The sequence below is a fragment of the Modicisalibacter coralii genome (assembly GCF_004117855.1).
In the GTDB taxonomy this organism is placed as follows: Bacteria; Pseudomonadota; Gammaproteobacteria; order Pseudomonadales; family Halomonadaceae; genus Modicisalibacter; species Modicisalibacter coralii.
This window is the reverse complement of record NZ_QWBW01000019.1, coordinates 1-24,078: the sequence shown is the minus strand read 5'-3', so window position 1 is coordinate 24,078 and position 24,078 is coordinate 1. Positions and strand designations below refer to the sequence as shown.

Sequence of the window (24,078 nt, the reverse complement as noted above, 5' to 3'; positions counted from 1 at the left end):
ATTTCTATAGTAGGCGAACCTTTTTTGCCCGTAAGCAGGCAGGACAACGAGTTACGTCAAGTATCGAGACAAGAGGAGGCCATCATGGCTGACAGGAAAGCGCAGTTGACAGTGGAAGGGCTGGACAAGACCCTCGAGTTGCCGGTCTATTCAGGCACTGTCGGGCCCGACGTCGTCGACGTACGCGGCCTCACCGCCGAAGGCCTCTTTACCTACGACCCCGGCTTCGTCGCCACCGCCGCCACCGAGTCCGGCATCACCTATATCGACGGCGCCCAGGGCATGTTGCTGCACCGCGGCTACCCGATCGACCAGCTGGCCGACAACTCCAACTTCGTCGAACTCTCCTACCTGCTGCTCTTCGGCGAGCTGCCCAGCGAGGACGAGTACACCAATTTCGAGAAGACCATCCGCAACCACACGATGGTCCATGAACAGCTGGCCAACTTCTTCAAGGGCTTCCGTCGCGACGCCCACCCCATGGCCATCCTCTGCGGCGTGGTCGGCGGCCTGGCAGCCTTCTACCACGACAACCTGGACATCACCAAGGAAGAGGAGCGTCGGGTCAGCGCCGTCCGCCTGATCGCCAAGATGCCCACGCTGGCCGCCATGTGCTACAAGTACAACATCGGCCAGCCCTTCAACTATCCTCGCAACGACCTCAGCTACGCCGAGAACTTCCTCTACATGATGTTCGGCAATCCCTGCGAGGAGTACCAGATCAATCCGGTGTTCGCCAAGGCCATGGATCGCATCTTCATGCTCCACGCCGACCACGAGCAGAACGCCTCGACGTCCACCGTGCGCCTGGCGGGTTCCACCGGCGCCAACCCGTTCGCCTGCATCAGCGCCGGCATCGCCGCCCTGTGGGGGCCGGCCCACGGCGGGGCCAACGAAGCCGTGCTCAACATGCTCGACGAGATCGGTGACGAGTCGGAAGAAAACATCCAGCGCTACATCGATCGCGCCAAGGACAAGGACGACCCCTTCCGCCTGATGGGCTTCGGCCACCGCGTCTATCGCAATTTCGACCCGCGCGCCAAGGTCATGAAGGAGACCTGCGACGAGGTACTCAGCGAACTGGGCATGGCCGACGATCCCAAGCTCAAGATCGCCAAGCGGCTCGAGGAGATCGCCCTGGAAGACGACTACTTCATCGAGCGCAAGCTCTATCCCAATGTCGACTTCTACTCCGGGATCATCCTCAAGGCGATCGGCATCCCCACCAACATGTTCACGGTGATCTTCGCCGTCTCGCGGACCATCGGCTGGATCTCGCACTGGAACGAGATGATCAGCAACGGCTACCGCATCGGTCGCCCGCGTCAGCTCTACACCGGCTACGCCAAGCGCGATTACCCGACCCAGAAGTAACCGGGTTTCTCTCCAAGGCCGCCGCAAGGCGGCCTTTTTCGTCAGGCCCTGCCGACCGGCCCTCCCCTCGCCTACGCTGATGTCGGCATGCGCCACACACTTACCGCGAGGTATCTCTCCATGAGCCAGACGATTCGTACGGCCGCCTTCATCGGCCTCGGCGTGATGGGCTTCCCCATGGCCGGCCACCTGGCCCGCGCCGGCCTCGAGATGCGTGTCTACAACCGCAGCCCGGACAAGGCCAGGCAGTGGGTCGACACCCATGGCGGCAGCCGCCACGACACCCCCGAACAAGCCGCCCAGGGCGCCGACCTGGTCCTGGTCTGCGTCGGCAACGACGATGACGTTCGCGCCGTCACCACCGGCCCCCAAGGCGCGCTGACCGGCATGCGGCCCGGCGCAGTGCTGGTCGATCACACCACCGCCTCGGCGGATCTCGCCCGGGAACTCGAACAGGCGTGTCGGGAGCGCGACGCCCGCTTCATCGACGCCCCCGTGTCAGGCGGCCAGCAAGGCGCCGAGAACGGCACCCTGACGGTCATGTGCGGCGGCGACGAGGCCACCTTCGACGAGGTTCGCCCGCTGCTCGCCCACTACGGCCGCGCCGTGACGCGCCTCGGCGACGCCGGCGCCGGGCAGATGACCAAGATGGTCAACCAGATCTGCATCGCCGGCCTGGTCCAGGGCCTGGCCGAGGGCCTGCACTTCGCGGGCAAGGCGGGACTCGACCGTGAACGGGTCGTCGAGGTCATCGCCCAGGGGGCGGCCGGCTCCTGGCAGATGGAAAACCGTCACAAGACCATGATCGACGGCGAGTACGACCACGGCTTCGCCGTCGACTGGATGCGCAAGGATCTGGCCATCTGCCTGGCCGAGGCTCGACGCATCGACGCGCGCCTGCCGGTCGCCGCCCTGATCGACCAGTTCTATGGCGACGTTCAGGCCATGGGCGGCGGCCGCTGGGATACGTCGTCGCTGCTCAAGCGCCTGGAGCGCGATTGACGGTTCGATTTTCCACACCGGGGAGCGGCGAAAGGACTCGGATTTTTCGTATTTCCCGCACCCCGGCGCTTTTCCACACATTCTGTGGATAACCTTGTTCATAAGCTCTCGAAAAGGTCGCACGATCGCCATGACAAGCGGCCTGCCTACAAATCGGCTATTTTTTGATCAACCGTAAGATACTGATTTTAAATACATTTCAAGAAAGCATGCCCAACCACGGGCCTGGCGGAGCGATTATGCACAAGAGAGGAAAGAAAAGCGTAACGTGGGGAAAACTGACGTGCGAAGTCAAGCGCCTGACGGGTAAAAACCCGGCACCGGACTGAAAAAACGCATCTTGACAGCGTCTGGTCGGCGACGCTCGCAGCGGTCTTGAGAGAACAGCAGGAAGTGGCGTCCCATAGGGGGTTCGAACCCCTGTTACCGCCGTGAAAGGGCGGTGTCCTGGACCACTAGACGAATGGGACGCAAGAAGATGTCGCGAAGCCGATGTTGGTGGAGCCTACCGGGATCGAACCGGTGACCTCGACACTGCCAGTGTCGCGCTCTCCCAGCTGAGCTAAGGCCCCGAACGTCGGCGTCTTTCGCGAGAACGGGGCGTATGATACTGATTAGCCCCGAATTCGTCAACCCTTCCCAAGGAAGAAGGAAGAAGGAAGAAGGAAGAAGGAAGAAGGAAGAAGGAAGAAGGCATTGGCGTTGTCCTGCCCTTGTCAGCCCTCTTCCAGGCGCGAAGCGCCGTTCTTCCCTCTTCAAGCGGCGCAGCCGCGTCTTACAGCTCCCGGTATTCCTTCTCGAAGCGCTTGGCCTGCTTCTTGGAAACCCCGCCCAGCACGTCGATGGCGTGACGCAACCGGGCCCGGGTCACGTCGGAGCCGAGTATCGCCATGGCGTCCATCACCGAGGTCGAGCTCGCCGAGCCGGTGATGGCGATGAACACCGGCGCCAGTAGGGCCTTCATCTTGAGATCGAAGTACTCGCAGAGTCGCTTGACCTCGGCGAGCAGGCTTTCCTTCTCCCAGCGCGTGACACCCTCGAAGCGCCAGACCAGGAACTGCAGCAGCTTGACCAGGTTCTCGCGTTCGAGCTTGACGTCGGCGAAGCTCTGCTCGTCGAGACGCGGCAGCCCCGAGAAGAAATGCCCCGCCAGCGGCGTGACGTCGGCCAGGGTTTCGATACGCGGGCGCACCTGGGGCAGGATCTGGCCGACATAGGCCTCGTTGAAGGCCCAGTCGCGCAGCGCCGCCAGCAGCGCCGCATCGTCGAGATCCTCGCGGATGTAGACGCCGTTGAGCCAGGTCAGCTTCTGCAGATCGAAGACCGGGCCGCCCAGCGACACCCGCTGGATGTCGAAGTGGGCCATCATCTCGTCGAGCGTGAACTTCTCGCGATCGTCGGGCATCGACCAGCCCATGCGGCCGAGGTAGTTGGTCACGGCCTGCGGCAGAAAGCCCATGCGCCGATAGTAGTTGATCGAGGTCGGGTTCTTGCGCTTGGAGAGCTTCGACTTGTCGGGATTGCGCAGCAGCGGCATGTGGCAGAGCGCAGGCATCTCCCAGCCCAAGTACTCATAGAGCAGCTTGTGCTTGGGCGCCGAGTTGATCCACTCCTCGCCGCGCAGCACATGGGTGATCCCCATCAGGTGATCGTCGACCACGTTGGCCAGATGATAGGTCGGCATGCCGTCGGACTTGAGCAGGATCTGAGCGTCGACCTGGGCCCACTCCACTTCGATCTCGCCACGCAGCATGTCCTCCACCACGCAGGTGCCCTCGGCGGGCACGTTCATGCGCACCACGTAGGGCCAGCCCTCGGCCTCGCGGCGGCGCTGCTCGTCGGCCGGCAGCGCCAGATCGGCCGGCTTGAGCGCCAGATGGAGCCCCTCGGCCTTGCGTCGCTCGCGCAGCTCGTCGAGTTCCTCGCTGGTGCGATAGCACTTGAAGGCGTGGCCGGCCTCGAGCAGCTGGCGGGCGTATTCGGCGTAGATGTCGCCGCGCTCGCTCTGGCGGTAGGGGCCGTGCGGACCACCGACATCCGGACCCTCGTCCCATTCGAGTCCCAGCCAGCGCAGCGAATCGAGGATCATGCGCTCGGACTCGTCGGTGGAACGCTGACGATCGGTATCCTCGATACGCAGAATGAACTGGCCGCCGTGCTGGCGGGCAAAGCACAGGTTGAACAGGGCGATATACGCGGTACCCACGTGCGGATCGCCGGTCGGCGACGGCGCGATGCGTGTTCGTACGGTGGTCATGACAGGCATTCCGTTGGTTCAATGAATGCCGGCATTATACGCACCTCGCCTCGACCCATCAGCCGTCGGTCGACCGCCACCCACGAGGAGATCCCATGCTGGAGCCGCTTCCCGACGATTTCACCGCCGTGGTGACCGGTGCCGGCGGCGGTATCGGCCGCGCCATGGTGCGCCATTTGCTGGCCAGCCCCAGGCCCGGCCGTGTGCTGGCCGTATCGCGCACGCCCCCCGACCTCGATGACGCCCGCCTGGAAACCCTGGTCGCCGATGTCACCACACCCTCGGGGCGCCAAGCCCTGGCCGAGCGACTCGCGGGCGAGACGGTGCATCTGCTGTTCAACGCCATCGGGATGCTGCACGACGAGCCGGGCGGGATTCATCCCGAGAAACGGCTCGAAGATCTCGATGCCGACACGCTCGCGACACTCTTCCATGTCAACGCCACCACGCCGGTGCTGCTCGTCCAGACCCTGGCCCCCTGTCTCAAGGGTCAGCATCCGGCGATCGTCGCCAGCCTCTCGGCCCGGGTGGGCTCGATCGGCGACAACCGAATGGGCGGCTGGTACGCCTATCGGGCGAGCAAGGCGGCCCACAACATGCTGCTGCACACCGCCGCCATCGAACTGGCCCGCTACAACCGCCGGGCGATCGTGCTGTGCCTGCATCCGGGAACCACCGATACGGCACTTTCCGCTCCCTTCCAGTCCCGGGTGCCCGCAGGCAAGCTGTTCAGCACCGATTTCGTCGCCGAGCGGCTGATCGCGGTGATGGGCGAGCGCAGGCCCGAGGAGACCGGCAGTTTCTGGGACTGGGCGGGCGAGCCCATCGACTGGTAGACGAGCGTGCTGGATCGTCGCGGCCGCCCTACAGCACCAGGCGTTCGCGAAACCAGTCGGTAATGAAGTCCAGGTAGGCCCGGGTCTTGTCCGGCAGATACTTGCGCGAGCGAAACAGGACCAGCATGCTGCCGTGCTCGTTCCAGTAGGGCTGCAGCAAGGGCACCAGCTCCCCCTCGGCCACCGCCGACTGCGCGGCGAAGGTGGGCAGGTAGGCCAGCCCGAATCCCGCCTTGGCCGCCTCCACCACACCCAGCAGATTGTTGATCACCAGGCGCGAGTTGGGTTCGATGTCCAAGGGCTGGCCATTGAGCGAGAAACGCCAGTGCGCGCCGAGGTCATAGTTGCCGTAGAAGACGCTGTCATGCGCCTCGATGTCGCGGGGGTGCTGGGGCCGCTCGGCGCGGGCCAGATAGTCAGGGGCGGCGTAGAGGCCGTAGACCACCTTGCACAGCGGGCGCGACACCAGGCTCGACGCAGGCAGCGGCCCCATACGGATCGCCAGATCGACGGAATCATCGATCGGCTCGAAGCGCTGATCCTCGAGCAGGATCTCGACCGCCACATCCGGATAGCGACGCATGAAGGCCGTGGTGGGCGGCGCCAGATACATGAAGCCGAAGCTCACCTGGGCACTGACCTTGAGCTGGCCGCGCGGACGCGCAGTGACCGACTGGACCTGGGCCTCCGCCGCGGCCAGTTCCTCGCGAATACGCAGGCCATGTTCGTAGTAGATCCGGCCCGCCTCGGTGAGATGCAGCGAGCGGGTCGAGCGGTTGAGCAGGCTGACCCCCAGCTCTTCCTCCAGTGCGGCGAGGCGCTTGGACGCCAGCGACTTGGAGATGCCCAGCCGCCGTGCCGCGGCCGTGAAGCTGCCCGCACGCACCACTTCGACGAAAACCTTCAGGGCATCCAGGGTCGCCAAGAGTCGTCACTGCCTCCGAAACGCTGCAACGCGCCATGTTTCCAATACAGAAACACTGGTTTTCGATTGTACCCACTTATTCCGCAAAGTACGACTGCCTATACTGCGCTCACTTCGGGCGGTCACAGGACCCCTGAAGCACCATCGGCGGCGCTATCTTGCCGATGGAGCCTTCAGTGCATCACCCTTGTGCGCCGACGGTTGCTCGCTCGAGCAACCGGCGCTTTTTTCCCCATGATTCCCTCGGGTTACCACCAAGCGCGGTGCCTGCCGCCGTTGCGCGTCAAGGTTGTCGTCCGAGGTCCGGACCTCACCGGGCAACGCGCTTCGCTTCCGCCATGATTCGTCATGTAGGATCAATAAGGACTCGCCGTCGTGAAACCTGTCGGAAAAAAACCAATCCAATGGATCGTCGGCCCGTATGGCCAGGGTTAGCGCACGAAATGACAGCCCGTGAAAGTGCCCCGGAGGTCCCCCGTCATGGCAGCACAAGCCTTTGTTTTTCTCAGTAAAGTGAGTGCCATCCAACCCGAAACATACTTCGGTGACGAGTGGCTATGCTAGGCGTTCACGTTACGGCGAGATGCAATCGATGGATGCATTGGGTTCCCGCATAAAAGCGCTAAGACTGAAGGCCAACCTGAGCAAGGCTGCCCTCGCCCGACGAGTGGGCGTTTCGGATGTCACGATCTCCTACTGGGAATCGGGCACCATCAAGCAGATCGGGCACGAGCGCCTGGTGGCGCTGACCGAGGCCCTGGACTGTTCGCTCAGCGACCTTCTGGAAGGCACGCCAGCGCCCCCGAGTTCGTCGGGGATCCTGCATCTCCGGTCCCGGCAACCGGCTCCCTGGATTCGTCAGGGTGCCGGGCTCATGCCGCTGCTCGACGGCCTGCCCCTGCGTCAGGTCACCGCAGACTGCCACCTGGTGACGCCCGCCTACGGTGAAAGCTTCGACTTTCTCGCCAACGGCGACCTGGCCGCGGTGTACCCGCTGACGACATTCCTCGACGATGGTCTTTACATCCTCGAGCACTTCGACCAGCTGGTCGTCCGGCGTCTCGAGAAGCGCAGCGACGGCCAGGTACGCATCAGTGACGAGTATCACGAGATCGAGACCGTGCCCCTGAGCGCCCTCCCCTTCCGCCTGCTGGCTCAGATCCGGGCCCGCTGGCATCTGATCCAGCAGTGATCCTGCATTGCGTCGTCTCGCGGGCCGATCTACGTTGCAGGTCAGGTTCGCAAGGAGAGATGTGATGCCATTGTTCGATAGTTACGAAGCGGCGAGTGACTGGTACGCCACCAGTGATTACAAGGACATGAGCTGGTACGACGGCTTTGAGGAGGAGCAGTTGATCGAGTTCGCCTACCGCCACGGGTCCGACCACGACGGCGACGAGGATCTGGTCGCCGCCTTCCTGCGCGAGCAGGGCGAGGACCCGGACGAATACGGCCTTTAGGGTCTGCCGAAGTAGCATCGCCCCGCCGACAGGACGGGGCGATGCGCTTCAATCACGCGACCGGGGATCATTCGTCGCCCTTGAGAACCCCACGCCGGATCTGGTCCTCCTCGATGGACTCGAAGAGCGCCTTGAAGTTGCCCTCGCCGAAGCCCTTGTTGCCCTTGCGCTGAATGATCTCGAAGAAGATCGGCCCGATCACGGTGTCGGTGAAGATCTGCAACAGGACCCCTTCCTGCGGCGCCCCGTCGACCAGCAGGTTGAGCGCCTTGAGATCCTCCAGATTCTCCTGGTGGTTGGGCACGCGTTCATCGACCTTCTCGTAGTAGGTCGCCGGCGTGGTCATGAACGAGACGCCGTTGGCCTTGAGCGCCTTGACCGTGGCATAGATATCGTCCGTGGCCAGGGCCAGGTGCTGGATCCCCTCGCCGTTGTACTCGCGCAGGAATTCGGCGATCTGCGACTGGTCGTCCGCCGACTCGTTGATGGGGATGTGCATCTTGCCGCAGGGCGCCGTCATCGCCCGGGAGTGCAGCCCGGTCATCTTGCCTTCGATGTCGAAGTAGCGGATCTCGCGAAAATTGGCGATGTCGGTGTAGAAGTTGGCCCAGACATCCATCTGGCCGCGGTCGACGTTGTGGGTCAGGTGGTCGAGGACCTTCAGGCCCACGCTGCGCGCGTTGCGTTCGGCACCCGCGATGGGCTCGAAATCGATCTCGTAGATACTGCGTCCGTCGGCGTCGCGCTTGTCGTCGACGAAGTAGAGCAGCGAGCCGCCGATCCCCTTGACCGCCGGGATCCCCGCCTCGCCGGGCCCCACCGGATTGTCGACGGGCTCGGCGCCGCGCGCCACGGCGTGCTCGAAGGCCTGGCGGGCATCGGCCACCTTCCAGGCCATGGCACAGGCGCTGGGGCCATGCTTTGCGGCGAAGGCCGCCGCATGACTGTTCGGCTCGCCGTTGAGCACGAAGTTGATGCCCTCCTGCTGGAACAGCGATACCGCCTTGGAACGATGCTTGCGGGTTTCGGTGAAGCCCATCCGGGCAAAGAGCCGACGCAACGCGTCGCGCTCCTCGGCGGAAGGCGCGGTGAATTCGACGAACGCGAAGCCGTCGGTACCGATCGGATTGGTCTGATTGTCGTTGGCGGAAATGGCGGCCGGTGCAGTCATGCGTATTCTCCTTGTAACGTTGGCAGACGAGCCATGGCGTCTCGATCGTCGTCGGACGACGCATGCGTTCAGCCTAGGCGCGCCCATCGCCGCCGGGAATCCCGCCACCGACCCGCGCGAGCCCCCGGCGCGATGACTCTCGCGGGCCGCTCGTAACGCAAAGTTGACACGCCACCACCCTCGGTATGACAGGCCCCTGCAGCGGCCGAAAACCCTGACAGGGCGTCAAGAAAACCTGCCACCTATCCGCCGAGCAGGTGCCCGGCGACGACGATCAGCACCGTGCCGATGAGCCCATCGATCACGCGCCACACAGCGGGATGGGCGAGACGCGGCGCCAGCCAGCCGGCCGCCGCCACCAGGGCGAAGAACCACAGCAGCGAGGCCACCATGGCGCCGAGATAGAAGCCCATCGGGCTGGCCTGTACGGCCCCGATCGCGCCCAGCATCACCACGGTATCCAGATAGACCTGCGGGTTGAGCAGGGTCACCGCCAGCGTCGCCGCCACCACCCGCTGGCGGGTCGCCGGTGTCGCTTCGGCCGTCAGCGCGCTCGGCACCAGGGCCCGGCGCCAGGCGTGCCCGGCCTGCCAGAGCAGGAAAGCCGCCCCGCCCCAGCGCGCCAGCTGCATCAGGGTCGCCTGCCCGGCGATCAACGGCCCCAGCCCCAACCCGCCCAGGGCGATCAGCAACACGTCGCAGCCGCTGCAGATCGCCGCTACCAGCCACGGCGAACGTCGGCGCAGCCCCTGTCCCAGGACGAAAGCATTCTGCGCGCCGATGGCGACGATCAGGGCGGCACCGGTGCCCAGCCCCTGAATGGCGGATGACAACATGAGGTGTCTCCCGGTGAACGAGGAGACGGCAGGTTAATTTTGGCGCTAGAATAAGTGAAATTAATTGAGGGAATGGATGATTAACCTGGCTGATGCTTGACTACAAACTCCTGCAGGCCCTCGCGGCCGTGATCGATCAATCCGGCTTCGAGCGGGGCGCCAAGCATCTGGGCCTGACCCAGTCGGCGGTCTCGCAACGCATCAAACTGCTCGAGGCGCGCCTCGGCCAGCCGGTCCTGGTGCGTGCCCCCAAGCTGGCGCCCACCGCCCTGGGCCGGCGGCTGCTCAACCACGTCCAGCAGGTACGGTTACTCGAGCACGACCTGCTCGATCAGGTCCCCGCGCTGGGCGAGCGCGAACAGCGCCTACGTCTGGCGATCAACGCCGACAGCCTGGCGACCTGGTGGTCGCCGGTGACCGGCGCCTTCTGCCGCGATCAGGGCATCCTGCTCGACCTGGTCGTCGAGGACCAGGACGTGGCGCTCAAGCGCATGCGCGACGGCGAAGTGGCCGGCTGTATCTGCGCCACGCCACGCCCGGTCCAGGGCGCGCGTCAGCACCCCCTGGGCAACATGCGCTACCGGGCCCTGGCCAGTCCCGACTATGTCACGCGACACTTTCCACGGGGGCTCGACCACGCCGCCCTGCGCGAGGCGCCGGCGATCGTCTTCGGCCCCGATGACCGACTCCAGCACCGCTATCTGGAGATGCGCGGCTTCCAGGAACCGTTTCCGCATCACCTCTGCCCCTCGTCGGAAGGCTTCATCCGGCTCGCTCAGGCGGGAATGGGCTACGGGCTGATCCCCGAGCGTCAGGTGGCCCGGGAACTGGCGGAGGGAACGTTGGTCGACCTCGATCCGACCAGCTTCATCGACGTGCCACTCTACTGGCATCACTGGCGCCATGGCGGCCAGATGCTCGAGGCGCTGACCGGCCACCTGTTGCGCCACTGCGGCGAATGGCTGACTCCGTTCGCTGCCGAGCCGGCGACGTCCTGAAGCGACGCCGGCTCGACCACCGCGATCAGGCCGCCACGCTGCCGTGCGGGTCGATGACGAACTTCTTCGCCACCCCGCCATCGAAGTCGGCGTAGCCCTGCGGCGCCTCGTCCAGCGAGATCACCTGCACGTTCACCGCATCGGCGATATTGACGCGCTCGAAGAGAATCGCCTGCATCAGTTGCCGGTGGTAGCGCATCACCGGACATTGGCCGGTGTGGAAGGAGTGAGCCTTGGCCCAGCCCAGGCCGAAACGCATCGACAGGTTGCCGTGCTTGGCATCGTCGCTCTCCGCACCGGGATCCTCGGTGACGTAGAGCCCCGGGATACCGACCTGCCCCCCGGCCCGGGTCACGTCCATCATCGCGTTGAGCACCGTCGCCGGCTGCTCGTGCGCGTGGTTGTGGCCGTGGCAGCGTGCCTCGAAACCCACCGCATCCACGGCGCAGTCGACCTCGCGCTCACCGAGAATCGCCTCGAGCATGTCCGGCATCGGCGTGTCCTGACGCAGATCGAGGGTCTCGCAGCCGAAGCTGCGCGCCTGATCGAGTCGCTGCGGGTTCAGGTCGCCGACGATCACGCAGGCCGCTCCCAGCAGACGCGCGGACGCCGCCGCGGCCAGCCCCACCGGGCCGGCGCCGGCGATGTACACCGTGCTGCCCGGCTGCACGCCGGCGGTCACGCAGCCATGGAAGCCGGTGGGGAAGATGTCCGAGAGCATCGTCAGATCGCGGATCTTCTCCATGGCGCGATCCCGGTCGGGGAAGCGCAGCAGGTTGAAGTCGGCGTAGGGCACCATGACGTACTCGCTCTGCCCGCCGACCCAGCCGCCCATGTCGACATAGCCGTAGGCGGCGCCGGGCCGCGCCGGGTTGACGTTCAGGCAGATGTGGGTCTTGCCCTCCTTGCAGTTGCGGCAACGCCCGCAGGCGATGTTGAAGGGGACCGACACCACGTCACCGACATTGAGGAATTCGACGTCACGGCCGCATTCGATGACCTCGCCGGTGATCTCGTGACCCAGCACCAGCCCCGCCGGTGCCGTGGTCCGACCGCGCACCATGTGCTGATCGCTGCCGCAGATGTTGGTGGTGAGTACCTTGAGGATTACCCCGTGGTGGCACTGGCGCTTGCCCAGGGCGAGCTCGGGAAAGGCAATGGATTGCACCTCGACGTGGCCGGGGCCCTGGTACACGACCCCGCGGTTGGCTTGACTCATGGCTGGCATCCTTTGTCGTTGTGGGCGCGTCACTGCCCACGGCGGTGACGTCGTCCTCCAGACTAGTCGCGGCCCGGGGCGGCCAACTATGCTCAAAGAGGCATCGACATGCCCATTCGAGACATCCCCGCCATCCCGACGAGACCCGCCGCATGGATATCAAGCTCGCCCCCGTCACGCTGACTCTGCTGCTGGCGGCCGCTACCCTCGGCGGCTGCCGGAGCGCGCCACCCCCGGCCCCGGCACATCATCTCGAGGTCCACGCCGACACGCTCGGCGCCGCCCGCAAGGCCGCCGAGCACCGTGCCGCGCAACGCTGCGGGGACGCCACGCCGGTCGTCCTCGACAGTCGCCGACGCGCCGAGACGCCCGATTTCCGCGTCGATGCCGACCTGCCCGCCGATGCCAGCGAAGTCGCCGAATACGCCGCCGCCACCCACGAAGGCGAACAAGCCGGGCTGGTCTGGCGGTATCGCTGCGAATAGAGCTTAGCCGTTGAGGATCGCCTCGACGCTCGACACCTTGTCGTCCATGGTCTGCTCACGGTCGGTCCGCGTGCCCACCTTGAGCGTGGTGTTGATGCGCGGCGCGCCCATCGCATGTACCTCCTCGTGGCAGCGCTTGACCACCGCGAAGACGGCATCCCAGGGTCCTTCGATGTTGGTGCCGTAGGCGTGCATGCGATGCACCAGGCCGGCCTCCTCGATGATCCGCTGACACGCCGCCACGTAACGCGACACCGACACCCCCACGCCCATCGGCACGATGCAAAAATCCACGATCACCTGCATGTCGCCTCTCCTCGTCCACGCGATTCAGAACGGATCGCTCGCCTTGAGCTATGCTTTTTCGAAAAGCTATCGACACCATAGACTGCGACGCTTGCAGTCCGCAGCCTTGATTAGCAAACTAATTGCAAACACTGAACAGTGGCAAGGACCGCCTTGCCCGAAACCGTATCGCGGCTCTCATCCCGCATCCTGATACCGGAGTTCGGCATGACCAGTGACACACGCATCGGCCCCGTCGCCCTTCCCGACACCCGCTCCCGACGCATCGTCGAGGACCTTCTGAAAGGTTCGGGAGTCACCCTGAACGGCTCCTCGCCCTGGGACATCCAGGTCCTGCACCCCGATTTCTTTTCCCGCGTTCTCCACCAGGGCACGCTGGGGCTCGGCGAGTCCTACATGGAAGGCTGGTGGGATTGCGAGCGCATCGACGAGATGGCCCATCGCATGCTGCGACACGGCCTCGGCGAACGCGCCCACACTCCCTCCGAGCGGCTGATGTACCGGCTCCAGTCCGGCTTCTTCAACCTGCAGAGCAAGGCCCGGGCCTACATCGTCGGCGAGGCGCACTACGACCTGGGCAACGATCTTTTCGAGCGCATGCTCGACCCCACCATGTGCTATTCGTGCGGTTACTGGAAGGACGCCGAGACCCTGCACGAGGCGCAGGTCGCCAAGCTCGACCTGGCCGCCCGCAAGCTGCGCATCGAACCGGGCATGAAGGTGCTCGACATCGGCTGCGGCTGGGGCAGCTTCGCCGAACACGCCGCCCGGCACTACGGTGCCGAAGTCACCGGGATCACCATCTCGAAGGAGCAGGCCGAACTCGCCCGCAAGCGTTGCGAAGGGCTGCCGGTGGAGATCATCCTCGAGGATTACCGTGATCTCGAGGGCCGCTTCGACCGCATCGTCTCGATCGGCATGTTCGAACACGTCGGCCACCGCAACTACCGCACCTATTTCGAGACCGTCGAGCGCCTGCTCGCCGACGACGGCCTGTTCGTGCTGCATACCATCGGCTCGAACAGCTCCGAGATCAGTGCCGACCCCTGGATCAACAAGTACATCTTCCCCAACGGCATCCTGCCCTCGATCAAGCACATCGCCCAGGCCACCGAAGGACGCCTGCTGATGGAGGACTGGCAGAACTTCGGGGCCGATTACGACCGCACGCTGATGGCCTGGCAGGAGAACTTCGACGCCCACTGGCACGAGATCGCCGCCAACTACAACGAAAAGACCCGCCGCATGTTCCGCTATTATCTGGGGGTCTGTGCCGGCGCCTTCCGGGCCCGCGACATCCAGCTCTGGCAGGTGGTCTACTCAAAGGGGCGCCCGGGACGCTACGACAGCCCACGCTGAGGCCTGCCCTGGTGGGGATGCGCTTGTAGGAAATCTCCTCGTCGATTCTGCAGCAATCGCTTACATCTTCCGTAGAATGACGGGTGTTTCTCTTTGCGAGTATAGTGTTGCGTTTTGTATCCGGAGGCGCCGCCAGGCCTCTCCGTCACCCACGCAACGACTCGAAAGCAGGGAGTGATCCGCCGATGTCCCGCCTCGATGCTTCGCTCGCCCATGCCGCCGAGAGTCTCGACCTTCTGGTCTGGCATGTACCGACATCGGGGCAGGAGCGACGGCTGATGGCCGGCAACCCCCGGCCCCTGCTGGGCCTCAGCGAGGCGGACTTTCTCGCCCTGCCAGCGGAGGCCGACTGGCCGGGCTGCAGCGAGGAACGCGACCCGCCGCGCCGGGCAACGCTGATGGAACACGCCCGCCGGCACGGCAACAGCGAGGCACGCTACAGCGTCGTCGTCGACCGCGATACCCACTGGCTCGACGAGCAGATCAGCTACCGGGACGGGGGCTGGTACGGCTTGATCCGCCGTCTTCAGCGGCCGGCGGCCATGACAGCACTCCCCCCGCCGCTGGACGGGCTCTGCCGGCAATTACTCGACAAGCTGCCTCATTGCGCCTTCATCGCCCGACGCGAGCCGACCGCCAAGCGCTTTCGCTACTGCTACGCCAACCCCTTCCTGGCCGAGCGCTTCGGCAGCGAGTCGCTACTCGGGCGCTCCCCGCAGGAAGCCTTCGGCGACTATCGCGGGGGGCGCCTCGAGAAGCGCTATGCCGCCTGTCTGACGTATCAGCGTCCAGTCACCTACGAGGAAACCCTCAATTACTCACAGCAGCGCTACAACATCCAGACCACCCTGATCACCCTCGGAGAGCCCAGTGTCGCCCACGAGTTCGTGATCGGCTTCGTCCACGATCTCACCGAACTCGACAGCGCCCGCCAGACCGCCGCCAACGCCCATCGCCGCCTGCGTCACCTGCTCGATACCAGTCCGGCCGTTCTCTACGCCTGCGACCCGCACACCCCCTGGTCGTTCAACTACATCAGCCGCAACGTTCGCCGGCTGCTGGGGCTCGACGACAAGGCCAGCTCGCCCGACACCCTGCTGGAACGCGTGCATCCCGACGACCGCGATCCGCTCACGGCCTGGCTCGGCAACTTCACGCACCATCATCAAGGGCGTCGAACCCTGCGTTACCGGCTGCAACATGCCGACGGCCACTACCTGACGCTACAGAACCAGGCGCGACTGTCGCGGCCACGCGTCTCGAACAGCCAGCCCGAGCTGGTCGGGACCCTGCTCGACGTGAGTCGCGAAGCCGAGCTGCTGGCCCAGCTGGAGCTGATGACCACCCGCATTCCCGGGCTGATCTTTCAACTGCACCGCGGTGCCGAGGGCGGCATGCGCTTCCCCTACCTGGCGGGCAACGACCGGATTCTCGACACCCTCGATACCGAGGGTCTGCGCCGTGACGCCCACCCGGTGCTCGGGCGGGTGGTCAGCGAGGACCGCCCGCGACTGATGGCGACGCTCGAGCGTTCCGCCGAGTCGCTCGCGCCCGTGTCGCTGCAGTTGCGGCTGCACGGTTTCGACGAATCGATCCGCTGGCTGCTGATTCGCGCCCAGCCGGAACGTTGCAATGGCGATGGCACGCTGTGGCACGGGGTGCTGCTCGACGTCAGCGAGCAGATCGCCCGCGAACAGCGCCTGCGCACGCTCTCGGACACCGACGAGTTGACCGGGCTGGCCAACCGTCGCCGCCTGATGAAGGGCCTCGAGGAAGAGACCTCGCGTGCCCGGCGTCACGGGTCGACGCTGTCGCTGATCCTGCTCGATCTCGATCACTTCAAGCGCATCAACGACACCTGGGGGCACGTCGCCGGCGACCAGGTCCTCGAGCGGCTGGCCCAGTTATGTCGCGACACCCTGCGCCAGGAAGACATCATCGCCCGCTTCGGCGGCGAGGAACTGGCGATCCTGCTGCCGCTGACGCCGCTCGACCAGGGCCTGCGGCTCGCCGAACGCCTGCGCCGGGCCGTCGCCGAACACGATTTCTGTGTCCCCCGCGGCGCGGTCACCGCCAGCCTGGGCGTCGCCGAGTATCGCGACGGCGAAAGCCTCGATGCCCTGCTCGAGCGCGCCGATCGCGGGCTCTACGACGCCAAGCGAGGCGGGCGCAACCGGGTCTCCAGCGACGGCGATTGAGCCTGTCAGCCGAACGCGCTCGGTCCCGGCGGCGCGTCGAGTGCCGCCAGCCAGCGCCGCTCCCGGGCCTCATCGAGCGCGCCCCCGGCCAGCTCGAGCAGCGTCGCGTCGTCGATCGCCTCCTGGTCGACGCCCCTTGCCCAGTCGCCTCCCGGGCGCTGGCCGCCCTTGCCGGTCAGCACGTGCAGCGGATGCCCCTCGGCCGCCGCCATCGGCGCATAGAGGGCGGAGAGCCGCAGCCCCGGCAGGCTCGCGCGCAACCGACGGAACTGGCGCAGCCCTTCGGGATCAAGATCGCCCCAGAAGGTCGCCGTCGGCAACGCCATGAGTTCGGCGAGGGAGCAACGCGAGGCCCGTTCGCCGATCAGGCGTACCCGCTCCGGTTCGGCCAGCGCCCGGGCGAGCGAGAGCCCGTAACCGAAACTGCAGATCAGCGCCTGACGGTCGCCCACCCCCACCCGGCAGGCCTGTTCGAAACTCTGCGGGTTCTCGATCAGCAACAGCCCCTCGGGGTGTGTCGGCACCGACGCCAGCACCCAGCTGCACGACTCGCTGAAGGCCCCGCGATCGATACCGAAGGCCCGCACCAGCGGCGCCGGCAGGGCATCCAGCAGCTTGCTGCTGCCCAGCAGGTAGCGTGCACTGGCCGTGAAGGCGCTGGTGGCATAGGCATCGGGCAGCGCCGCCGCCAGCGCTCTCAACCCCTCCGCGAGCCGGCGCTGGTCGGCGAGCGACCACTCCTCGAGCCCCTCCGCCAGGGCATGGCGCCACGCCGCGGCCTGACCGGCGTCGAGACCCAGCGACGCATCGACCGGCACCGCCTCGGACGCCAGGCGATGACGAACGGCCTCCGAGAGTCCCAGCGTCAAGGAGACCTGATGCCTGAGGGACGCCGCCGGCGCTTCGACGATCCCCGCCGCCGCCAGCTCCGCCAGCACCTGCCAGGCTTCGAACTCGGTCTCGCAGGGCCCCTCGTGCTTGAGATTCCGTGCCAGCGTCGAACTGTTCCAGCGCTTGAGCCTGCCGCGCTGACGATGTCGGGACCACTCGCCCTCGAGTCGGGTCTTGACCGCCTCGGCGCGCTCGCTAAGGTGACTCACGACGACGGCTCCGTGACGTGAATGCCGAACAGGCTGGCCTCGCCGTGACCGCGTCCCACCGCCTCGGGGGCGATCGCGCGGCCATCGCGGACCACCACGTGGCCGCCCTGCCCCTGGGCGCCGCCGATCACGCTGCCCACCAGGTAGGTGGGGAAGATCGCCGCGTCATTTTCATAGTTGGGATTGTGGATCAGGCCGATCATCTGGAAGCGCCCGCGGGTGTTGCGCAGCGACTCCAGCGAGTCCTGGATCAGCCGCCGGTGCGAGAGCTTGGAGAACAGCCCGTCGAGCAGGATCACGCTCTCGCGCCCGGCCCGGGCACGGCGCTTGTGGTGGCCCGGCAGCTCGCGCAGTTCGCGCTCGATGGCGAACTCCGAGAGCTTGACCAGCCACATCAGCGACACCGCCTCGCGCTGGCCCTCCGACATGTCCTCGTTGAGCGAGAACAGCCGCCCGTGGGGACGAATCGCGTCGTGCTTGAGGCGGATCGACACGTCGCGGAACAACCCGCGGTAGATGCGTCGGCGGATCTGCCGGGCGAGCTCCTCGTCGCGGCGCCGCTGCTCGCCGGCCGGCGTCGCGCCGTCGCGATCCAGGCGACGGCGGGCCGCCGCCTGGTGTTCGTCGATGTCGGCGAGCAGTTGCTGGATCAGCTCGCGTACCGCCGCGTCGCCGATCAACGCCGCCCGGACCTCGAAATAGGCGCCGCCCTCGCTGCTGCGCCGCGCCACGCGCCGCAGCACGTCGAGGTTGCCGGCGGCATCGGTGATGATCGAGCCCAGCCGCTCGACCAGCGTGCCCTCGATCTGCTCGCGCGTGGCGTGCAGCCGCTCGACTCGCTGGCGATGTTCGGCGAGCTGATCGTCGAGCTGGGCGTAGAGCGCGCGCAGATCGTCCAGCGCCGCCGCGCTGACGCCCTCCAGGGAGGCCAGGCGGGCGCGCTCGGTATCGTTGAAGGCGCGGCTCTCGCCGGCGGCGGCGACGGCCTCGGCCAGATGGCGTTCGCCCTGGGCCACCTCGCGGGCCTGGCGCTCGCGGTTGCGCGCCCGTTCACCCAGGTTGAGCTCGCCCAGGGCACCCAGCAGGCTCTGCTGGCAAGCGGTCAGCGCGGCGAGATCGACGGCCTGATCCGCATCGCCGTCCATGCTGCCCGCCAGGCGCCGCCAGTCGTCGAGTGCCGCGTCGAGCACCTCGTGCTGCGGGTGATCGTGGGGCCAGCGACTCGCCGCGGTCAGGTCATCGAGCGCGGCGAGGCGCGTCGTCCAACCGCCGGGCAGCTCGCGCACCCGTTCCATCCAGGCCACCGCCAGCTGGTCACAGGCCACCAGCGCCTGCTGATTGTCGGCCAGGCGCGCCTCGACGGTTTCCTGCTCACGGCTTCGGGCCCGGCGCTCGTCCCGCGTCGCATCGCGCTCGCGCTTGAGCCGGGCGATCTCGCGCTCGAGCTTCTGGCTGCCGCCGCTGTCATCGCGGACCTCGAGATAGCCGCGGATCCGCGCGAAGTCGAAGCCCGCCCGCCGGTTCGCCGTGGCCAGCGCCGTCTCGAGTTCGGCCTCGACCGCCTCGGCCGTGGCCATGAAGGCCACGCCGCCCTCGGCCTCGAACGCCTCGAGGCTGCGCAGGCGCTCGCGTTCGCCGTCGGCGAACAGGGACTGCAGGCGGGCGTCGAGTTCCGCGCGGCGCCGGTCCAGCGTCTCGGCTCGCTCGTCGGCCTCGGCGAGCCGCTCGCCGGCGAGTTCATGGGCCTCGCCCAGCTCGGCGAGCCGCGCCGTGAGTGTTTCCAGGCGTGCCACCCCGCCGGCGTCGGCGAACTTCTCGGCGGCCAGCCAGGTCGCCCCGTGGGTCTCCAGTTCGCGTTCTTCCGCCCGGATGCGCGGGCCGAGTTCGGCGAGACAGGTTTCCGCCCGGGCCAGTCCCTCGGCGGCCTCCGCCAGCGCTCGCTCGCCGCCCTCGAGCAGGTAGCGCTGGAAATCGTCGATGGTCGCCAGTGCCGACTCCTCGAGCCGCGGCGCGAGCGCCTGACGCTGCGACATGAGATCGCGGCGCTGGTCGGCGAGCGTCTCCAGTGCCGTCTCGACGTCCTCGTCGTCGGCCTGCCGAGCATCCAGCGCCAGGGCGAAACGCTCGCCGTGCGGATCGAGCCGTTCGATCTCCGCGTCGAGGGCCGCGCGACGCTGACGCTCGGCGTCCAGCCGCCGCTGGGTCTCGTCGCGCAGCGCGCTCAGATACTGGGGATCGAACGCCGCCTTGACCGCCAGCGTCTCGACGCCCTGAACCGCGCCCAGCGGGGGCCGCCCATCGGTCAGACACTCCGCGAGCCGCCCGGCCTCGACCACCGGCACGTTCAGACCGTGTTCGATGAGGCACTCGGCGGCGCGTTCGGCGGCGGTCTCGCCCTCGACGACCGGGGCAAAGAGCTGGCCGGCGGCCTGGGCCAGCCAGTCGCGACGCCGTTCCGGAGCCACGGACTCGCGGTTCAGCGCCTCGTGGAGCGGTACGAAGGCGATCGCCCGTTCGTCGAGCAGCGCATGGGCCTCGGCCTCGGCGACCTGCCGCGCCAGCGGATCGCCGGAGAGGCTCTCCAGGTAGCGCTGGCGGGCATCGATCTGCGCGTCCAGGGTCTCGGCCTCGCTGAGCAGCCGCGGATAGCGCGCCCGGGCATCCTCGAGCCAGCGCTTCGGATCGCGCTCGTCGAGCTCGGCGAAGGCCAGTCGGGCCCGGTGCAGCCCGCGCAGGCGCGTTTCCTCGTTGTCCAGGCGATGCCAGCGATCGTCGAGCTCGCGAGCCTGGCGATGCAGCCGATCGCGCAGGTGCACCGGGTCCTCGTCGCCGTACAGCTCGGCATAGCGCGCCGCGGCCTCGGCCAGCGGCGCCAGTCGGGCATGCCGCGCGCGTGACTCGTCGCGCTGCCGGCGCGCCTCGTGCTCGGCCTGACGCGCGTCGGCCAGCGCCGTCTTGCGGCGCGTCCAGAACCCCTCGATCGAGGCGTCGGGCCAACCGTCGACGAACGCCTGCCAGGCCTCCTGTCCCTGGGCCAGCAGACCCCGTTCGCCCTCGAGGCGCGCCCGTTCGCCGGCCAGACGATCGCGCTCCTCGCGAGCGGCGTCGCGCTGGGTCCGCGTCGACGCGAGTTCGGCGTCGAGCGCCTCGCGCTCCTCGCCGAGGGCCTCGTGCTGTTCACGTTTCAGGGCCAGCAGCTCGCCCGGCGAGGTATCGGGATGCGCGTCACGGAACTCGGCGTGCCAGCGCGCCGTCTGCCTGAGTTCGCCGACCCGCGCGAGGTGGCTCGACAACGCCKGGCGGGCCCGCCCGGCGTCGGCCTCGGCAGCCGCCTGCGTGGCCTCCGGCGACTCCAGTTCGTTCTCGCTGAACAACCCCTCGGCAAGCGCCTGGGTGTAGAAGCTCTGGTTGTCGGTGAATTCGCGCTGGCGCGACTCGAGGCGCTCGCGCTCGCCGTCGAGGCGTTGCCAGTCGTCGTCGAGGCGCTGGATGTCGGCCTTGAGTTCCTTGAGGTACTCGCGATCGGCGATCACCTCCTCGCGGAAACGGTTGCCGTCGAGCGTCTCGAAGGCCTCGGCCGCGGCGTCGAGCGCGGCCAGCGCCCGATAGCGGGCGGAATCGTCGGCGAAGGCCTGGCTGTCGGCGAGCCACTCGCGGGCCGCCTCGAACGCCAGATGGTGGACATCGCGTGCCAGCGGCCAGCTGGCCTCGGGCAGGTGGATCAGCCGGCGATGGCCGTCGACCCGCGCGCCGCGTTCGGCGAGCGCCTCGCGGACCCGCCGCTCGTGCTGGCCGCTGAGCCGGGCGAGCAGCCAGGTGGAAACCCGCGGCCGGGCGCTATCGCCCTCGCCCCAGGCGAGTCCGGCGATCAGTGCCGGATCCGCCTCGCCGTCGTCGGCGGGACGACGCGGCAGGCCGGGCAGTGCCAGCAGCGCCTGGCCGCCGAGCAGACGCTCGCCGGCGGCCAGCGCGGTGTCGAGTTCGTCGAGCCGGGCGCGGGCGTCGAGCAGCGCCTCGCCCTGGGCGTTGAGATCGGCGAGCCGTGCGACCTTGTCCGCGGCGCGCTTCTGGTCACTCTCGGCCTCGGTGAGCCGATGGCGCAGCTCGGTGACCTTGGTCCCGGAGTTGAGGATCACGTCCTCGATCAGTTCCTCGCCCTCGTCGGTCTCGCCACGGGTCGCCCCGGAGAGGATCTGCGGCGCCAGCACCTCGAAGAAGAAGGCCTGATCCGCCTTCTCGCCGGCACGCGGCTTGATGGCGTTGAAGATCTGGCTCTTGTCGGCGCCGCCCTCCTTCTGGAAGGCCGCCATCTGCGCCAGCTCGCGCCGCGAGACATGCTCGCCCACCGCTTCCAGCCACTCCTCGCGGTTGGCGCTGCGGGTCACGCCGTGACGGCGCATGAAGGCCTGGACGTCGGCGTTGGCGTAGAGCGCCAGCTTGCCGTCACGGGTCAGGTGGTGGACCGGGATGTCCTCGAGACGGCCGGGGTAGTGATAGAACGACAGGCCGCTGCCGTCGCTGTAGCCGTAGACACCGAAGACGAAGGTCTCGCCGGCGACCTCCTCGCCGGCGGCGGCAAGCATGTCGTCCTGCCGCGCGGCATCGCCGGCACGGAACTCCACGCGCAGATGGGTCCAGCTGCGCGACTGCCCGGCCACGCTCGACGGCGAGCACTTGCGTCGGGTCCGCGCGAGCAGCGTGCGATCCCGCGACAGCAGGCCGATCAACGCCTCGGCGAGAGTGGTCTTGCCGAAGCCGTTCTCCATGCTGATGGCGCTCGACTGGCCGCGCAGGTCGAGGCACAGGTGACGCATCTTGGCATCCCACGGCGAGGCGATGTCGCCATGCTTGTTGAGCAGGTTGGCGACCTCGATGCGGTTGATCACGCTCATGTCCGCGTCTCCTCCGGCGTCTGGGCGGATTCATCGTCGTTTGCGAACAGCTCGCCACCTTGCACCTCGGCACTGGCGTCCGGGGCCTCCTCGCCCGACGCGTCGTCGACTCTCGGATCGTCGGGACGTGTCTCATCGACAGCCTCGGGGATGGCCGATGCAGTCTCGTCGCGCGGCTGGCCGGAAACCAGCTCGACCAGATGCGAGAGGTGATGCACGCCGACCTGTTCGGCCTCCAGCGCGCCGAGCAGCGTCTGCTGCCAGACGTCACCGTCATCGCTCGCCCGCGCCGCCTCGAGCTGGCCGGCACGCACCTGAAGGTCGATGAACGCCCTGGCCCGGCGGGTCAGGTCCTCGCCACGCTCGTCGAGCAGTGCGCGGCTGGATTCCGGCGCGGCATCGCCGAGCCCGCGCAACGTCTCGATCTGCTCGCGCAGCAACCCGACCAGTTCGGCGCTGGCGAAGGTCGCTTCCTGGTAGCGGCTGACGTCGGAAAGGGCCCGGTTGAGCCGGGTGTAGAGCAGCGTGTGGGTCAGCAACCAGAGTTGCAGGTACCACTGCGCCAGCTCGGCGCGGCTTTCCTGACGCAGCCGCAGGGCGTCGAACACCGGGTCGCGGGTGTACAGCGGCGGCTGCTCGAGTTCCGGGTCCGGCAGCAGCGCGTAGAGTCGCGAGCCCGGTGCGATCCCCGGATAGTCGCCGGGCTCGAAGGTCTTGAGCCGCAGCCCCTGGCCGGCGAGGAAGTCGCGCAGCGCCTCGCGCTCGGTGTCCAGGGCGTCATCGATCAACGCGCAGACATCACGCTCGGCGAGCTGGCCCTCGCGGGCCGCGCGACGCTTGCGTCCGCCGCTCGGTTGACGCTCGGCGGTGCGGTAGCGCAGCAGGTAGGCGACCACCTCGCCCATCTCGGTCATGTTCATGAATCATCATCCTCGGCGGCGGCCTCGGCCACCGCGAAACGATCGAAGGCCTCGCCCGGCTCGGGCCGCGACCCGGAAGGTGTCTCGAAAAACCCCAGCGAGGGCGTCACCGACCCGCTGATCTCGCGGCCGTCGGCCAGCGTCACCCGGAAGGGACGCGCATCGATGCCCACCGTCAGGCCCGGATCGAGCAGTTGGGTGTCGACGAAGGTATTGAGCAACTGCGCCAGGCAGTCGGCGTCCTCGAAGCGGTGCCAGTCTTCCTCGAGTGCCTCGGGCAGCGACAGCGGCGCGGTCGCGAGGCGTTCGCGCAGCGCCGGCCCGCGCGCCTCGAGAAAGCGCATCAGCAGCGGATCCTCGGCCGGGGCGTCGTGTTGCTCGTCGAATACCAGCGCGGCGGCGCTCTTCTCGGCGCGGCGCGTCTCGAGCAGCGGCAGCAGCGGGGCCACGCGCGGCATCGCCACCGCCAGGCCCGGCGGCATCATGCGGGCGACCATCGCGTCGCGCAGCGCGTCGGAGGGCGGCTCGGCGAGCAGACGCCGCGACAGGTCGGCGAAGTCGATCACGCCCATCGACTGGATGCGCCCCTCGGCGATGTCGGCGAGCAGTTCGGAGAGCCGCCGCGAGAGGTTCTCGATGGCATTGAGCACCCGGCCGATGGCGCCGGTGAGCATGCCCAGCTCCCAGCTTTCGCCATGCTCGCGCTCGCGGACCTCGCGCCAGGTATCGAAGCGCTCGCC

The 24,078-nt window shown here is 67.3% G+C and carries 18 protein-coding genes, 2 tRNA genes and 1 pseudogene; 9 read left to right on the top strand and 12 right to left on the bottom strand.

The window, feature by feature from the left end:
- Positions 1–84 precede the first annotated feature (84 nt).
- Together gltA and D0901_RS11765 are read left to right on the top strand one after the other, a co-directional pair.
- Entirely contained in the window at positions 85–1,374 is a 1,290-nt protein-coding gene (gltA, locus tag D0901_RS11770; RefSeq protein ID WP_129140497.1) for a citrate synthase, read from the top strand.
- Between the two features lie 120 nt (positions 1,375–1,494).
- Positions 1,495–2,376: an NAD(P)-dependent oxidoreductase gene (locus D0901_RS11765; RefSeq protein ID WP_203234859.1), complete on the top strand. Its 882-nt coding sequence runs from the start codon at positions 1,495–1,497 to the stop codon at positions 2,374–2,376.
- Between the two features lie 394 nt (positions 2,377–2,770).
- On the opposite strand, the gene D0901_RS11760 is transcribed toward D0901_RS11765, so the two are convergent.
- The 3 genes from D0901_RS11760 to gltX form a co-directional block, all read right to left on the bottom strand.
- Positions 2,771–2,846: transfer RNA gene (locus D0901_RS11760), tRNA-Glu, on the bottom strand.
- Between the two features lie 26 nt (positions 2,847–2,872).
- Positions 2,873–2,948 (bottom strand) — tRNA-Ala (locus D0901_RS11755).
- Positions 2,949–3,151: 203 nt separating this feature from the next.
- On the bottom strand, positions 3,152–4,633 hold the full coding sequence (gene gltX / locus D0901_RS11750; protein ID WP_129140496.1) for a glutamate--tRNA ligase: 1,482 nt from the start codon (positions 4,631–4,633) through the stop codon (positions 3,152–3,154).
- Between the two features lie 95 nt (positions 4,634–4,728).
- On the opposite strand from gltX, the gene D0901_RS11745 reads away from it, so the two are divergent.
- The gene (locus tag D0901_RS11745) at positions 4,729–5,469 is read left to right on the top strand and encodes an SDR family NAD(P)-dependent oxidoreductase (RefSeq protein ID WP_129140495.1); all 741 of its coding nucleotides are present in this window, start codon (positions 4,729–4,731) and stop codon (positions 5,467–5,469) included.
- Positions 5,470–5,497: 28 nt separating this feature from the next.
- Here the strand turns inward: D0901_RS11745 and D0901_RS11740 are convergent, their stop codons facing one another.
- Complete coding sequence (locus D0901_RS11740) at positions 5,498–6,394, bottom strand: LysR family transcriptional regulator (protein ID WP_129140494.1); 897 nt, start codon at positions 6,392–6,394, stop codon at positions 5,498–5,500.
- 592 nt (positions 6,395–6,986) lie between these two features.
- Between D0901_RS11740 and D0901_RS21275 the strand changes: the two genes are divergently transcribed.
- Entirely contained in the window at positions 6,987–7,586 is a 600-nt protein-coding gene (locus D0901_RS21275; protein ID WP_224419425.1) for a helix-turn-helix domain-containing protein, read from the top strand.
- Positions 7,587–7,650: 64 nt separating this feature from the next.
- Positions 7,651–7,854 carry a hypothetical protein gene (locus D0901_RS11730; RefSeq protein WP_129140493.1) on the top strand — a complete coding sequence of 68 codons (204 nt, stop codon included), beginning with the start codon at positions 7,651–7,653 and terminating at the stop codon, positions 7,852–7,854.
- Positions 7,855–7,921: 67 nt separating this feature from the next.
- Here D0901_RS11730 and hppD read toward each other — a convergent pair whose 3' ends face one another.
- Positions 7,922–9,025 carry a 4-hydroxyphenylpyruvate dioxygenase gene (gene hppD / locus D0901_RS11725; protein ID WP_129140492.1) on the bottom strand — a complete coding sequence of 368 codons (1,104 nt, stop codon included), beginning with the start codon at positions 9,023–9,025 and terminating at the stop codon, positions 7,922–7,924.
- A gap of 242 nt (positions 9,026–9,267) precedes the next feature.
- Positions 9,268–9,861 (bottom strand): LysE/ArgO family amino acid transporter, encoded by a 594-nt coding sequence (locus tag D0901_RS11720; RefSeq protein ID WP_129140491.1) that lies wholly within the window; start codon positions 9,859–9,861, stop codon positions 9,268–9,270.
- Between the two features lie 92 nt (positions 9,862–9,953).
- Here D0901_RS11720 and D0901_RS11715 point away from each other — a divergent pair, with 92 nt between their 5' ends.
- The gene (locus tag D0901_RS11715) at positions 9,954–10,859 is read left to right on the top strand and encodes a LysR family transcriptional regulator ArgP (protein WP_129140490.1); all 906 of its coding nucleotides are present in this window, start codon (positions 9,954–9,956) and stop codon (positions 10,857–10,859) included.
- 25 nt (positions 10,860–10,884) lie between these two features.
- Here D0901_RS11715 and fdhA read toward each other — a convergent pair whose 3' ends face one another.
- Positions 10,885–12,078, bottom strand: coding sequence for a formaldehyde dehydrogenase, glutathione-independent (gene fdhA / locus D0901_RS11710; RefSeq protein ID WP_129140489.1), 1,194 nt, complete (start codon positions 12,076–12,078; stop codon positions 10,885–10,887).
- 152 nt (positions 12,079–12,230) lie between these two features.
- Between fdhA and D0901_RS11705 the strand changes: the two genes are divergently transcribed.
- A complete protein-coding gene (locus D0901_RS11705) occupies positions 12,231–12,563 on the top strand; it encodes a hypothetical protein (protein ID WP_129140488.1) in 333 nt (110 codons plus the stop codon).
- Positions 12,564–12,566: 3 nt separating this feature from the next.
- Here the strand turns inward: D0901_RS11705 and D0901_RS11700 are convergent, their stop codons facing one another.
- Complete coding sequence (locus tag D0901_RS11700; protein WP_129140487.1) at positions 12,567–12,869, bottom strand: MTH1187 family thiamine-binding protein; 303 nt, start codon at positions 12,867–12,869, stop codon at positions 12,567–12,569.
- 207 nt (positions 12,870–13,076) lie between these two features.
- Between D0901_RS11700 and cfa the strand changes: the two genes are divergently transcribed.
- Both cfa and D0901_RS11690 read left to right on the top strand, forming a co-directional pair.
- Positions 13,077–14,228 (top strand): cyclopropane fatty acyl phospholipid synthase, encoded by a 1,152-nt coding sequence (gene cfa, locus D0901_RS11695; RefSeq protein ID WP_129140486.1) that lies wholly within the window; start codon positions 13,077–13,079, stop codon positions 14,226–14,228.
- A 185-nt stretch (positions 14,229–14,413) separates the two neighbouring features.
- Positions 14,414–16,426 (top strand): sensor domain-containing diguanylate cyclase, encoded by a 2,013-nt coding sequence (locus tag D0901_RS11690; protein WP_129140485.1) that lies wholly within the window; start codon positions 14,414–14,416, stop codon positions 16,424–16,426.
- A gap of 5 nt (positions 16,427–16,431) precedes the next feature.
- Here D0901_RS11690 and D0901_RS11685 read toward each other — a convergent pair whose 3' ends face one another.
- The 4 genes and pseudogenes from D0901_RS11685 to D0901_RS11670 all read right to left on the bottom strand — a co-directional run.
- Positions 16,432–17,526 carry a Wadjet anti-phage system protein JetD domain-containing protein gene (locus D0901_RS11685; RefSeq protein ID WP_129140484.1) on the bottom strand — a complete coding sequence of 365 codons (1,095 nt, stop codon included), beginning with the start codon at positions 17,524–17,526 and terminating at the stop codon, positions 16,432–16,434.
- Positions 17,523–22,418, bottom strand: a complete 4,896-nt coding sequence (locus D0901_RS11680; protein WP_129140483.1) for a hypothetical protein — start codon at positions 22,416–22,418, stop codon at positions 17,523–17,525. Before D0901_RS11680 ends, D0901_RS11685 begins: the two co-directional genes overlap by 4 nt.
- Positions 22,415–23,338 carry a hypothetical protein gene (locus D0901_RS11675; protein WP_233440411.1) on the bottom strand — a complete coding sequence of 308 codons (924 nt, stop codon included), beginning with the start codon at positions 23,336–23,338 and terminating at the stop codon, positions 22,415–22,417. The genes D0901_RS11680 and D0901_RS11675 overlap by 4 nt, the downstream gene beginning before the upstream one ends.
- Positions 23,335–24,078, bottom strand: a pseudogene (locus D0901_RS11670) (hypothetical protein); the annotation flags it as partial. The gene D0901_RS11675 and the pseudogene D0901_RS11670, both read right to left, overlap by 4 nt.